Source organism: Synechococcus sp. MW101C3 (assembly GCF_002252635.1).
Classification (GTDB): domain Bacteria; phylum Cyanobacteriota; class Cyanobacteriia; order PCC-6307; family Cyanobiaceae; genus MW101C3.
In genome coordinates, this window is the sequence record NZ_NQKX01000005.1 from 208738 (window position 1) to 222178 (window position 13441).

Below are 13441 nucleotides of genomic sequence, written 5' to 3' on the forward strand. Positions count from 1 at the left end.
TGGACCCAGGGAGTGTCCAGGCCCGAAACACTCAGCGAGGCTTCAGGCTCGGATCTCAGCCGTTCAGCTTGGCGATCAGGATCTGGTTGGCGAGCTTGGGGTCGGCCTTGCCGCCGGTGCGCTTCATCAGCTGCCCCACAAAGAAGCCCTGCAGTTTGTTCTTGCCGCCACGGAAGGCAGCCACTTCCTCGGGATGGGCCGCCAGCAGCTCCTCCACGATCGCCGTGATCGCCGCCGGGTCACTGATCATGCCGAGGCCCCGTTCGGCCACGATCGCCTTGGTGGAGCCGCCCTTCTCCAGCAGCTCCGGCAACAGTTCCTTGGCAATCTTGCCGCTGATCACCCCGGATTCGATCAGCTGAACCATCTCAGCCAGTTGCTCCGGCTTGAGCGGCAGCTCTGCCAGCGAGAGGCGATTGGCATTCACATAGGCGGCGATGTCGCCGGTGACCCAGTTGGCCACGCCTTTGGGATCGGCGCCGGCCGCCACCGCCGCTTCGAAGTATTCGGCCATCCCCCGCTCTTCGGTCAGCACGCGGGCGTCGTAGATCGACAGCCCCAGCTGCTCGGCGTAGCGGTGACGCTTGGCGGCCGGCAGCTCGGGCAGTTCGGCCCGCCAGGCCTCGCGCCGCGCCGGAGTGACCTCGATCGGGCCGAGATCGGGCTCGGGGAAGTAGCGGTAGTCGCTGCTGCCCTCCTTGCTGCGCATGCTCTTGGTGAGCTGCTTGCTCTCATCCCACAGCCGCGTTTCCTGGTGGATCGGCTCACCAGCCTCGATCGCCTTGATCTGGCGCGCGATCTCGTAATCGCAGGCTTTCTGGATGGCGGAGAAGGAGTTCATGTTCTTGATCTCCACCTTCACGCCGAACGGTTCATCGGGCCCGCGGCGCACGGAGATGTTGACGTCGCAGCGCAGCGAACCTTCCTGCATGTTGCCGTCGCTGACGCCTAGATAGCGCATGATCCGGCGGATCTCGGAGGCGTACTCCGCCGCCTCCCGGCCGGTGCGCAGATCGGGCTTGCTGACGATCTCGGCCAGCGCCACACCGGCGCGGTTGTAATCCACCAAGGAGTGGGTGCTGCCCGCCAGACGGTCGCTGCCGGCGTGCACGAGCTTGCCGGCGTCTTCCTCCATGTGGAGCCGTTCGATGCCGATCGTCTTCAGGTAGGTGTCCTTGCCCTTCTCGGCCACTTCCACCTCGATCCAGCCGTTTTCGGCGATCGGCTGATCGAACTGGGAGATCTGGTAGTTCTTCGGCAGATCGGGATAGAAATACTGCTTGCGGTCGAACTTGCTGTGCTCGGCCACCTGCAGATTGAGCGCCAGGGACGCCTTCACCGCATACTCCAGCACTTTCTCATTGAGCACCGGCAGCGTGCCCGGCAGGCCCAGCACCACCGGGTCGATGTGGGTGTTGGGGTCGTCGCCGAAGCTGGTGGAGGCGGCCGTGAAGATCTTGCTGGCGGTGCCGAGCTGCACGTGGGTTTCAAGGCCGATCACGGCCTCCCAGGGTCCGGTTGCTTCAGCGTGTGCCGTCCCATCAGCCACCATGAGCCCATCGCCTGCCAATCAGGGCCGATCCTATGGAACTGGTTGCAACGATCCACCAGTTTGTCTGGGACCTCCTGGTGGACTGGGTGTGCTTCGTGGCGGTATTCCTCTGCCTGGGGCTCAACTTCGCGCCCTGGCGGCTGATTCCCTTCGGCCTGCGCCAGCTCTGGCGGGCCCTGCGCCACCCCGGCCCCGCCCCTGGGGCTGCAGAGGGCGAGCTGGACAGCTGGAGCGCCTTTCTGGTGACCCTGGGCGGCACCGTGGGGATCGGCAACATCACCGGCGTGGCCCTGGGGATCAGCCTGGGCGGGCCCGGGGTGCTGGCCTGGCTGTGGGCGGTGTCGCTGGTGGGCATGGCCCTCAAGTTTGCGGAGACGGTTCTGGCCGTCCAGTTCCGCCGCCGCCTGGCCGATGGCAGCGTGCTGGCGGGGCCGATGCTCACCATCCGCCGCGGCCTGCACCGGCGCTGGCGCTGGCTGGCGACGGTGTTCGCAGCGATGACCGTGGTCTCCGCCTTCGGTTCCTCCAACGGCCTGCAGGTGCGCCAGCTGGCCCGGGTGATGGCCCTCGACCTGGGCAGTCCGCCCCTGCTCACCGGCCTGGTGGTGGCCCTGGCCACAGCGGCGGTGATCAGTGGCGGACTGAAACGCGTCGCCCGCGTGGCCGTGGTGCTGGTGCCGCTGATGGTGCTGGGCTACGGCCTGGCCATGGCGGTGCTGCTGCTGGACCACCTCGACCAGCTGAAGCAGGTGCTCGTACAGGTGCTGGACGGAGCCCTCGCCCCCAGCGCCATCGCCGGCGGCAGCGTGGCGGTGACGGTGAGTGCCGCCGTGCGCCTGGCGGTGTTCTCCAATGAGGCCGGCACCGGCAGCGCCGCCATCGTGCAGGCCACCGCCTGGCCCGCCGATCCGCTCCGCCAGGGCACGGTGGCCATGCTGGGAAACCTGGTGGACACCGCCGTCTGCAGCGCAATCGGCCTGCTGGTGATCGCCAGCGGCGCCTACCGCAGCGGCGGCGATCCGTTCAGCGTGGTGAACGCCGCAATGACCTGGGCACGACCCGGCTCACTCTGGATCAGCCATCTGGCGCTGGTGCTGTTCGCCTTCAGCACCATCCTCACCGCCAGCGTCGTGGCGGAGCGCTGTCTGGTGTTTCTTACAGGCCTGCGCTGGCGGCCACTGTTCCGCGGCTGCTGGTGCGGCGCCCTGGTGCTGCTGGCCCCCGGCAGCGGCGATGGACTGTGGCAGGTGGCCGAACTGCTGGAGGCCCTGGTGGTGCTGCCCAACCTGCTCTGCCTGCTGCTGCTCTCCCCGTTCCTGTTCCACTGGTTCGCCGCGCTGCCCAAGCCGCTGCCCCCAACCCCCACCCCTGGCCACCACCCATGACCGCAACCGGGCCCATAGCCACCGGCCTGCAGATTCCGCTGCATGGCCTGCTCGCCGCCATCGCCGTGACCTACCTGGCCACCCTGGTGGCCAGCCGGCTGGCCCTGCAGCTGCGGGTGCCTGCCATCCTCGGCATCCTGGTGCTGGGGGTCGCCATCCAGCCCAGCGCCGGACTGCTGACGGTGCAGGCGGTGGAGGCCCTGCACACCGTGACCCTGAGCATGCTGCTGTTCGTGGCCGGGCTCAACTCCGACACCCAGCACATCCGGGGCTTCCTGGGCTACGGCGTGCTGCTGGCGGTGGGCGGCGTGGCCGTGTCGTCGCTGCTGCTCGGAGGCCTGATCTGGGCGGTGTTCCATGGTCTGGGCCAACCCATGCCCCTGAGCGTGGCCCTACTGGTGGCAGCCTGCCTCGGCTCCACCGACGCCGGCGCCACCCTCAGCGTGCTGCGGGTGGTGCAGGACCGCATTCCGGTGCGGGTGCGCTCACTGCTGGAGTTCGAGTCGTCGGTGAACGATCCCGCGGCGATCCTGTTCCTGTTTCTGATCGTGGGGCTCACCGGCCAGGGGGGCAGCGAAGGTGGAGCCCTGCTGGATCAGCTCCAGGGCTTTATCAAGAGCGTGGGCAGCGGCATCCTGGTGGGCCTGATTCTCACCTATCTGGCCCAGTACGCGCTGAATCACCTGATCACCAGCAAGGACCAGATCCTGGTGGTGGGCATCTCCATCGCCCTGGCGTCTTACGGCTTCGCCACCCTGCTGGAGGGCTCCGGCTTCATCGCCACCTACGTGACGGGTCTGTTTCTGGCCAACAACATCTACGAGAACAAGCTGATCACGCCGGAACTGCTCGAGCACAGCCTGGAGCCCTTCAACACCACCATGCAGATCACGGTATTTCTGCTGTTCGGTGTGCTGATCGATGCCAGCAGCCTCCCTGGCGCCGCCCTGCCCGGAGCGCTGGTGGCCCTCGGACTGATGCTGCTGGCCCGGCCATTGAGCGTGTGGGTGTTTCAGCCCTGGTCGCCCTTCGACTGGCAGGCAGGCGTGTTGATCGCCTGGTGCGGACTGCGCGGGGCGGTGCCGATCGCCCTGGGCTACAGCGTGACCCAGGTCCTGCCCTCCCTGCCCGGCATCCCCCCCGCCGAGCTGCCCCGGCTGGAGGATCTGGTGGAGGGACTGATCTTCGTGGTGGTGTTCCTCAACCTCAGCCTGCAGGGCCTGAGCCTGCCCTGGCTGTGCCGCCGGCTGGAACACTAGAGAGCTGTGCGATCTCCCCGCCCAGCCATGCCGGCAGCGGCCAGCGACCCACTCCTGATCCTCGGCGGTGGCCTGATCGGCCTGGCCGTCGCCCATCAATGTGCCCGTCGGGGTCTGGCGGTGAAGGTGCTCAGCCGCCGGCGCAGCGAGGCGGCCGGCTTCGTGGCCGCCGGCATGCTCGCCCCCCATGCCGAGGGACTCAGCGGCCCGCTGCTCGCCCTCGGCCAGGCCAGCCTGGAGCAAATTCCGACCTGGGTGGCCCAGATCGAAGCCGACAGCGGCCTGCGCTGCGGCCTGCGTGCCTGCGGCATCGTGGTGCCCTTCCGTTCCGTCGGTGAGCGCGACACCTACCCAACGGCCGCGCTGGGGGAAGCGCTCGATCGCACGCGGCTGGAGGCGGAGGTGCCCGGCATCGGACCCAGCTTCCAGGCCGGCCTGTTGTTCGCCCAGGACGGCCAGATCGACAACCGCCGCCAGCTGATGCGGGCCCTGGAGCGCGCCTGCGTGGAGCGGGGTGTGGCCTTCGAGGAGGGCGCCGAGGTGCTGGAACTGCTGCACGATCGCCGCCTCACCGGCGTGCGACTGCGGGGCGCCGACGGGGAGGAGCGGCGCCTGGCCTGCCAGCAGGCGGTGCTGGCCTGCGGCGCCTGGAGCGCCGACCTGCTGCCCGCGCTTCCGGTCCATCCGGTCAAAGGGCAGATGCTGTCGCTGCAGGGACCGCGCCAGGCGCTGCGGCGGGTGGTGTTCGGCCCCGGGACCTACCTGGTGCCGCGTGACGACGGCCTGGTGGTGGTGGGGGCCACCGCCGAGCCGCAGGCCGGCTTCGCGGACGGGCTCACTCCCCAGGGGCAGCGCCAGCTGGAGGACAACCTGGCCGCCCTGCTGCCGGCCGCCGCCGGCTGGCCGCCGATGGAGCGCTGGTGGGGCTTCCGGCCCGGCACCCCGGACGAGGCGCCATTGCTGGGGGCCGGCCCGATCGAGGGGGTGTGGCTGGCCACGGGCCACTACCGCAACGGCGTGCTGCTGGCCGCGATCACCGCCGAGCTGCTGGTGCCGCTGCTGCTGGGCTCCACCGCGGTGCCGGAGCTGCTCGCCCCCTTCCGCTGGGACCGGGCTTTTGCGGGTGGCCGCGCAGATCAGCCGCCGACTTCCGCAGGCCGCACCGCCGGGCCGAGGGTGTAGATCGGCAGCGCCTCCATCCCCTTCACCGGCCGTTCCCCCAGCCCCTGGACCGGCAGCACCTCCGCCACCAGATCGGCGGTGGCCTGATCGAACAACAGGCCGGCGTCCACTTGGCGGGTGAGCCCCTCCAGGCGGCTGGCCAGGTTGACCGTGTCGCCGATCACGGTGAATTCGAGCCGCTGGGGGCTGCCGATCTGGCCCACGATCACCGCGCCACTGGCGAGGCCGATGCCGCTGGCGAAGGGCGGCAGGCCCTCTTCGGCCCAGCGAGCGTTGAGCTGCGCCAGTGCGGCCTTCATGGCGGTGGCGCAGCGCAGGGCCGTCAGGGCTTCCGCCTGCGGGCCCCGGCTGAGCGGCGCGCCGAACACCGCCATCACCGCATCGCCGATGAACTTGTCGATGGTGCCGCCGTGGGCGGTGATCACCTCCACCATGGCGCCGAGGTAGCGGTTGAGCTGCTGGACATGCAGCTCGATCTCGCCGTTGCTGCTGCGCAGGCGGGTCAGCTGGGTGAAGCCCTTGAGGTCGGAGAACAGCACGGTGACCGGCCGCAGCCGGCCGCGCAGCATGCCATCGGCCGCCGCCGGATCGGCCAGGATCTCGGCCACCACACTGGGAGCCACGTAGCGCTCGAAGGTGCGCCTCAGGCGCCGCCGTTCCCGCTCCTCGCGCAGGTAGGCGTCGCCGCCGTAGAGCAGGCCCAGCAGCACCAGGCCGCTCACCGGTGCCAGCAGCGGCAGCCAGCGGTGAGCGCGGGCGAGCAGCACCGCCCCCGCCGTCAGCTGCACCACCAGCACCACACCCAGGGCCAGGAGCCGCCAGCGCAGCGCCGCCACCCGCAACGCCGCCAGCGCCACCAGCAGCACCGGCAAGGCCGCCAGCAACGCCCGGGCCAGGGGGGCTTCCGGCCACGGAGCCAGCCCATCGCCCTGCAGGGAGTTGGCCGTGGCGGTAGCCAGCAGCTCCAACCCCGACAGGTTGCCGAACGGGGTGGCATTGCCTCCTTCCCCTTGCGACACCACCGGCCCCACCAGCACCAGGGCGCCCTGCACGGCAGCGCGGCGAGGATGGCGGCGCCAGCGCTCCGGGTCCAGCACCTCCCAGGCGGAAAGGCGCAGGAAGGTGCCTTCCGGGCCGTAGACGTTGAGGGCGCGGTGCTGGTCGGGTTGCAGGCTCGGCCGCCCCAGCAGCCGCAGCGCGGTGCCGGCCAAAGAGGGAAACGGCTCCACCCCATTGGCCGGCAGCAGGCCGCGGCCGTAGGCCTCGGGGTGGAAGGCCGGCGCCCCCTCCTGCTGGGGCAGAACATTGGTGAGCCCAAGCTGGGCGGGGCCGCCGATCGCAGCCAGGAAGGCTTCCGGGCGCACCAGGGTGAGGCCGCTGCCTGCTTCCGGGTCCTGCGGTTCGAGCATCTCCGCCGCGAGTGCCACGCGCCCGCGCTGCTTCTCCAGCAGGCGGTTCATGGCCCGGTCGTCGCTGGTCCCCTGGCTGCTGGGGCCGGCGAACACCACATTGATCGCCACACCGGCCGCGCCTGCCTCCAAAAGCCGCTCGGCCAACAGGCCATAGGCGGTGCGGGGCCAGGGCAGGGTGCCGATGCCGCGGGCCCAGGGGGGAATGGTGGCGCGGTTCTGGCTCACGAACCAGCCACCCTGCTGCAGGGTGGCGTCATCGATCGCCACCACCACCACCGCCGCCGGTGGCTGGCGCGGACCGCGCCACAGCACCAGTTGTTGCTCGATCGAGCGCTCCCAGGCGCGCCAGCGGCCCGGTGGCCACCCCCCCAAGGCCCCCACCGCCAGCACGAGCGCCAGCGACAGCAACGGCAGCCGCCGGGTGCTCAGCTTCATCGCCCCACCATGCCGGCCGGCCTAGCGGTGCAGGCCGGCATGGTGGGGCGGGCAGTCGCGGCAGCCGGCCGGGTCCCCACTAGAACAACCGCGGCAGACCGAAACTCGGAATCGACGGGACCGACACTGGCGCGGAGGGCAGCGACACCCCGGGCACGTACGAGCGGATGTAGCTCTCGAGTGACCCGATCGCCGGCAGGGGTGTGGTGAAGCCCTGAAAGAGTGGTCCGTTGATCAGGGAGCCGTAATCACCGCTGGTGAGCCGCAGCAGGGCGAGCACCACACCGGCGGGCGAGAGGCGCAGGCGTTCACCCGCGTTCACGGTGGTGGGTGCGGCGCCGGTCGGCGTGCCATCCCGGAGCGCTTCCACCTCCACAGAGCCCTCCAGCACCGAGAGCTCTGCGATGCCGTCGTCGTCGACCTGAAGCACATAGTTGGTGCCGCGCACGCTCAGCCGTGAGGAGCGGGTGCAGCCGCTCTGCGGGCCGGAGACGAGCACCTGGCCCTTGCTGAGCAGGAAGCAGGTGCTGCCAAGCCGCAGCTGGGAGAAGCGGTTGAGCCGTCCGGCGGCGCCGGAGGCGAAACCGAGCTGGGCGCGGCTGTTCTTCGTGCTGATCTCCTGCGGGGTGATGGCCGTCTGCTTCACCTTTGCCTGACGGTCGTCGATGTAGAGCTCCTTGCCATCAAGAATCTCCCGCACCGTGGCCTTCTCGTTGGCGCGCACAGGGGAGCTCGACAGAGCCAGACCCGCCCCAGCCGCCAGGCTCAGCAGGGCGGCTGGGCGCAGCAGAGCATTCAGGCTCAGCCGAGCGGCCAGGAGATCACCGGCGGAAGCAGCAAGAGCGGGCATGGCGAATCCTGAATTCAGACGAAGCGAACGGCGCCGTCAATCTCCCGCGCCCGGATCTGGCAACGGAAAAGGGCCATCCAGACATTCTGGACCGTTTATCCGCCCGCACACACCCCGCAGGCCGAAGACCTCGAGCGGCTGGGGCCAGCCCTTGAGCGTGTGCGCCCCCAGAGGCACCACATCCAGCTCACCGGGCAGCAGGGCCAGCAGCTCCCCACTGATCAGGATCGGCTGCTCGGGATAGCGGCGGGTGAGCCCCTCCAGCCGGCTGGCCACGTTGACGGTGGCCCCCACCACGGTGAACTCCAGCCGCTGGGCCGCGCCGAGATTGCCGGCGGTCACCTCGCCCACGTGCAGACCGATGCCATGGCGCAGCGGCTGCCGGCCCACCGCCGCCAGCTCCCGGTTGAGCGCCTGCAGGCCGCTCTGCATCGCCAGCGCCGCCCGCACCGCCGCGCGGGCCTCCTCGCGATCGCCGCGGCTGCGGGGCACGCCGAATTCCGCCATCACCGCATCACCAATGAACTTGTCGAGCAGGCCCTGCTCCGCCAGCACGGCGCTGGCCATCACTTCGAAGTAGCGGTTGAGCAGGGTGAAGAGCTCGGTGGCGGGCATGTCGACACTCAGCGAGGTGAACCCCACCAGATCGCTGAACAGCACCACGCAGCGGGCGCGGCTGCCGCCGACCTGGGTCCAGATCGGCCCGGGGTTGCGAAGGATGTCGTGCAGCAGGGCGGGCGACACACGCCGCGACAGCAACTGGTGGAGGTAGGCCCGTTCGCGGCCCTCCACCAGCACCTGCCCCACCGCCAGTAGTCCCCCTCCCGCCACCGTGGCCAGCAGCAGGGCAGCCAGGGGCAACCGCAGCAGCGCTCCTGCCCAGAGCCCCCAGCCGGCCAGCAGCGCCATCGCGATCAGCACCAACGTGATCAGCAGGGTGTGACCAGCGGAGCTGCTGCGGCTGAGCCACCACCAGGCGCCGATCCCCCAGAACAGCAGCAGCCCCGCCTCAATCGGCAATGGGAGCGTGTGCAGCCCCTGGCCTGACAGGGCGTTGGCGATCGCCACTCCCAGCACCTCGGTGCCGCTCTGGGGACCGAAGGGAGTTTCCTGCTGATCCCCCAACTCCGGGGTGGTGGCGCCGAACAGCACCGTGCGGCCGCGCCAGAAGCCGGCGGGGGTGTCAAGCACCTGCCAGGCGGGCACCCGAGCCAGGCTGCCGGAGGGGCCGATGTAATTCAGGCCCATCGGGGCCCGAGGCAGCGGCCGGTCGTTGACCAGAAAGGCCATCGGGCGCGGGTGGGGCAGCGGGAAACCGGCCAGGTGCTGGTCGAGCCAGGCCTGCCCCGGCACAGCCTCCGCCATCCCCTGCGGGGACTGGAGCAGGATCGTCAGCCCGGGTGCCCCGAGGCCATGCAGCGGCTTTGCCAGGACCACCTGCGCCACCCCCTGCCGTTCAGTGCGCCCGTAGCGGACGGCCAGATGCACCCGTTCGCGCCAGGGCGCCAAAGCCGCCTGGAAGGCCGCGTCATCGGCCGGCCCGAACGGGCTGGGCTGGCTGTATTCAATGTTGACGAGCACTCTGGCCGCCCCCTGCTCCAGCACCCTGGCGATCACCTGCGCCTGCAGGGCCCTTCGCCAGGGCCAGGGGCCCATCTCCCGCCACAGCGGCGACGCAGCCCGGTCGGCCGGCCTGAGCAGGGCCGCGAGTTGGAGCGATTCAGCATCGATGGCCAGCAGCACTGGATCCGGAGGAGCCGGGCGGGTGCCGCGCAACCGGAACCAGAGCGCGGCGATCTGGCCATCGGCCAGCTGCAGGGCCTGGCCTGCGGGTGTGACCGGCTCATGATCCAGCCCAGCCAGCAGGGGCAAGGCCAAGGCGAGCCACCAGAGCCTCCGCCACCGACCCGGCCCGAGCAGCCTCAACGGTCGAGGCCTAGCTCGCGCTCGATCACCGGCAAGGTTGCCATCGGGGCGGAGAAGCCATTCATCAGCACACTGGTGCGGCGGCGCACGCGCGCCTCCTCAACGCTGAGCCGGCGGGGGCCCACCCAAGTGCCTGTGGTGGTGGCGGTGAGGATCTCTCCACTATTGAGCGTGAAGCGGCGGCCATCGCTGGCGCTCACCTGCACGGTTCCTTCCCAGCTCAGAAAATGAACTTCGCTGGGAAAATCCTCGATGAACACCGTGGTGCCCTGAATCGAGGCCGTTCCCACCCGGGTGCGAACCCTGAGGGGAAGGAGGCGGGTCCCGTCCGGATCGATCCAGGCAATGATCTGGCCGCGCTTCAGGGAGGGGCCGCCCGGATCGAGCCGCAGCAGGGCATCACCGCCGAGGCGGAAACTGCTGCCATCCGCCAGCTGCACCTGCATCCGACCCGGGCGCTGGGTGCGGATCTCCGTGCGGGACGTCAGCACCTGGCCCGCGTTGGCCTTCTGCTCCGTTCGGCCGGGAGGCTTGATGAAGGCGGGTCGCTCCGCCACATCGATCACCCGGGGCAATTGCACGGTGGCCGGGGCCCCGCCGGAAAGGCCTAACACCGCCACCAGCGACGCACCGGTGAAAACAACTGCGGCGTAAGCCCGGCTGGCGGAGCGCGGCATCAAGCTCGCTGTTACGGCCCTCAGGATGAAGGCTCAGGGCTCGACGCGCCACACCTGGTCAGCCGGCGTCCAATCGCTGAGCTCGGAGGCTTCGAACCAGAGGCCAATCTCGAAATCGGCGGTTTCCGCCGCATCAGAGCCATGAATCACGTTGCGGCCGATGTTCACGGCCAGATCGCCGCGGATCGTGCCGGGCTCGGCCTCCAGGGGCTTGGTGGCGCCGATCAACTTGCGGGCACTGGCGATCACACCATCGCCCTCCCATACCATCGCCACCACAGGGCCGCTGGTGATGAAAGCCACCAGGCCGGCGAAGAAGGGCCGTTCCCGGTGCACGCCGTAATGGCTCTCTGCCAGTTCCCGGCTGGGCACCAGCTGCTTGAGGCCCACCAGCTTGAAGCCCTTGCGCTCGAAGCGCCCCAGGATCTCGCCCACCAGCCCGCGCTGCACCCCGTCCGGTTTGATCGCGAGGAAGGTGCGTTCGGTGGCCATGGCAGTTGCTCTTGGGAATGGGGCCATCGTCCGCGCTGGGGCTGCCGCTTGGCAAGCAACCCCGATGCGGGCGGGCGCCATGTCATCGGCTGGACCTGTTTCTGCTGAGGTACCGAGCCCCAGCGGGGCCGGCGCTCGGCCTGCAGCGGATGGTGGGCAGAGGAGGCGCCCGGGACCGGGGGCGTGGCAGCGTCCTCGGCTGGGAGCTGACGCCTGCGACGCCCTGAACCTGGCCTGTTTCCGCTGACTAAGCTGCCTTGGGCCGCTTCTTTCCAGCCCCGTGCCCATGCCTGCTGAAACCGTTGCCGCCGCTCCGTCGGGCCTGGCCTGGAGCGTGGCCGACAGCAGCCGCCTGTACGGCCTCGAAGCCTGGGGGGATCCCTATTTCACCGTGAGCGCCCGCGGCCACGTGATCGTGCAGCCCCGCGGCGAGCGCGGCGGCTCGCTCGATCTGGTGGAGCTGGTGCAGGAGCTGCGGGGGCGCAACCTCAGCCTGCCGCTGCTGATCCGCTTCGACGACATCCTCGAGGACCGCCTCGAGCGGCTGCACGGCGCCTTCGAGCGCGCCATCGCCCAGTACGCCTACGCCGGCCGCTATCAGGGCGTGTTTCCGGTGAAGTGCAACCAGCAGCGCCACGTGGTGGAGCAGCTGGTGGAAAGCGGCCGGCAGTGGCATTTCGGCCTGGAGGCCGGCAGCAAGGCGGAGCTGCTGATCGCGCTCTCGCTGGTGAACGATCCCCAGGCGCTGCTGATCTGCAACGGCTACAAGGATCAGCGCTACATCGAGACGGCGATCCTGGCCCGGCGGCTCGGCCGGCAGCCGGTGGTGGTGATCGAGCAGGCCGATGAGGTGGAGCGGATCATCAGCGCCAGCCGCGACCTGGGGGCGGCGCCGCTGATCGGCATCCGCGCCAAGCTGGCCACCCGCAGCACCGGCCGCTGGGGCAGTTCGGTGGGCGAGAAGGCCAAGTTCGGCCTGTCGGTGCCCGACCTGCTGGCCACCGTTGAGGCCCTGCGCGCCGCCGGCCTGCTGGGCGAGCTGCGCCTGCTGCACTTCCACGTGGGCAGCCAGATCAACGACATCGCCGTGCTCAAGGACGCCCTCCAGGAGGCGGGGCAGATCTATGCCGCGCTCACCCGGCTGGGGGCACCGATGGGCTACCTGGATGTGGGCGGCGGCCTGGGCGTCGACTACGACGGCAGCCGTACCGCCACGGCCGCCTCCAAGAACTACTCGCTGCAGAACTACGCCAACGACGTGGTGGCCACCGTGCGGGAGTGCTGCGACAGCGCGGGCATCGCCGTGCCGACGCTGGTGAGCGAGAGCGGCCGGGCCCTCGCCAGCCACTTCTCGGTATTGGTGTTCGACGTGCTGGGGGCCAGCGGCCTTCCCGGCGCCGTGCCGGCGGCCAGCGGCGAGGAGGCCCTGATCCTGCGGAACCTGCGTGACACCCATGCGGGGATCGAGGCGGTGGCGGCCGCGGACCCCGCGTCGATCGCCCTGGCCCTGGAGCGGTTGCAGGAGGCCTGGAACGACGCCCTCAAGTTCAAGGACGACGCGATGGCGGCCTTTCGCCTCGGCTACCTGGGCCTGCCGGAGCGGGGCCTGGCCGAGCAGCTCACCTGGGCCTGCTGCCAGGCGATCGCCGAACGGCTGGCCCTGCTGCCGCCTGAAACGCCGATTCCCCAGGAGCTGCGCACCCTGCCGGCGGCCCTGGCCTCCACCTATTACGCCAACCTCTCGGTGTTCCGCTCGGCGCCTGACACCTGGGCGATCGATCAGCTGTTCCCCGTGATGCCGCTGCAACGGCTGGACGAGCGGCCGGGCCGGCTGGGCAGCTTCGCCGATCTCACCTGCGATTCCGACGGCAAGCTGGCCCGCTTCATCGACCGGGGCCAGGTGAAGACCCTGCTGGAACTGCACCCGCTGCGGACCGGTGAGCCCTACTGGATCGGCCTGTTCCTGGCCGGTGCCTACCAGGAGGTGATGGGCAACCTGCACAACCTGTTCGGCAGCACCGATGCCGTGCACATCCGCCTGGCGCCCGGCGGCGGCTACCGGGTGGATCACGTGGTGCGCGGCGACACCAATGCCGAGGTACTGCAGGCGATGGAGCACGACCCCCAGCTGCTGCTGGAGCGGCTGCGCATGGCCAGCGAGACGGCGATCGCCCAGGGGCAGCTGGGCATCGGCGATGCCCGCCGCCTGATGGATCACCTGGAAACCAGCCTGCGGCAGACCACCTATCTGCAGGCCCGCTGAAGCGCCCA

At 70.0% G+C, this 13441-nt stretch carries 10 protein-coding genes; 4 read left to right on the forward strand and 6 right to left on the reverse strand.

Annotated elements, in window-relative coordinates:
* Window positions 1-55 precede the first annotated feature (55 nt).
* Window positions 56-1552 carry an Asp-tRNA(Asn)/Glu-tRNA(Gln) amidotransferase subunit GatB gene (gene gatB / locus CJZ80_RS07920; RefSeq protein ID WP_094512113.1) on the reverse strand — a complete coding sequence of 499 codons (1497 nt, stop codon included), beginning with the start codon at window positions 1550-1552 and terminating at the stop codon, window positions 56-58.
* Window positions 1553-1584: 32 nt separating this feature from the next.
* Here gatB and CJZ80_RS07925 point away from each other — a divergent pair, with 32 nt between their 5' ends.
* Genes CJZ80_RS07925 through thiO form a run of 3 tightly spaced genes read left to right on the forward strand, consistent with a single transcriptional unit; the run spans window position 1585 to window position 5378 of the window.
* Window positions 1585-2937, forward strand: coding sequence for a sodium:alanine symporter family protein (locus CJZ80_RS07925; protein WP_094512117.1), 1353 nt, complete (start codon window positions 1585-1587; stop codon window positions 2935-2937).
* Window positions 2934-4196 carry a cation:proton antiporter gene (locus CJZ80_RS07930; protein WP_094512122.1) on the forward strand — a complete coding sequence of 421 codons (1263 nt, stop codon included), beginning with the start codon at window positions 2934-2936 and terminating at the stop codon, window positions 4194-4196. The genes CJZ80_RS07925 and CJZ80_RS07930 overlap by 4 nt, the downstream gene beginning before the upstream one ends.
* A 27-nt stretch (window positions 4197-4223) precedes the next feature.
* Window positions 4224-5378 (forward strand): glycine oxidase ThiO, encoded by a 1155-nt coding sequence (thiO, locus tag CJZ80_RS07935; RefSeq protein WP_094512125.1) that lies wholly within the window; start codon window positions 4224-4226, stop codon window positions 5376-5378.
* Here the strand turns inward: thiO and CJZ80_RS07940 are convergent.
* The 5 genes from CJZ80_RS07940 to ndk form a co-directional block, all read right to left on the reverse strand.
* A complete protein-coding gene (locus CJZ80_RS07940; protein ID WP_094512130.1) occupies window positions 5333-7225 on the reverse strand; it encodes an adenylate/guanylate cyclase domain-containing protein in 1893 nt (630 codons plus the stop codon). The genes thiO and CJZ80_RS07940 overlap by 46 nt on opposite strands.
* Window positions 7226-7304: 79 nt before the next feature.
* Window positions 7305-8075, reverse strand: coding sequence for a FecR domain-containing protein (locus CJZ80_RS07945; protein ID WP_144036980.1), 771 nt, complete (start codon window positions 8073-8075; stop codon window positions 7305-7307).
* 36 nt (window positions 8076-8111) lie between these two features.
* Window positions 8112-9953, reverse strand: coding sequence for an adenylate/guanylate cyclase domain-containing protein (locus CJZ80_RS07950; protein WP_233132909.1), 1842 nt, complete (start codon window positions 9951-9953; stop codon window positions 8112-8114).
* Between the two features lie 44 nt (window positions 9954-9997).
* A complete protein-coding gene (locus tag CJZ80_RS07955) occupies window positions 9998-10678 on the reverse strand; it encodes a FecR family protein (protein WP_094512135.1) in 681 nt (226 codons plus the stop codon).
* Window positions 10679-10711: 33 nt separating this feature from the next.
* The gene (ndk, locus tag CJZ80_RS07960; protein ID WP_094512141.1) at window positions 10712-11170 is read right to left on the reverse strand and encodes a nucleoside-diphosphate kinase; all 459 of its coding nucleotides are present in this window, start codon (window positions 11168-11170) and stop codon (window positions 10712-10714) included.
* Window positions 11171-11456: 286 nt separating this feature from the next.
* On the opposite strand from ndk, the gene speA reads away from it, so the two are divergent.
* Window positions 11457-13433 carry a biosynthetic arginine decarboxylase gene (speA, locus tag CJZ80_RS07965; protein ID WP_094512145.1) on the forward strand — a complete coding sequence of 659 codons (1977 nt, stop codon included), beginning with the start codon at window positions 11457-11459 and terminating at the stop codon, window positions 13431-13433.
* Window positions 13434-13441 lie beyond the last annotated feature (8 nt).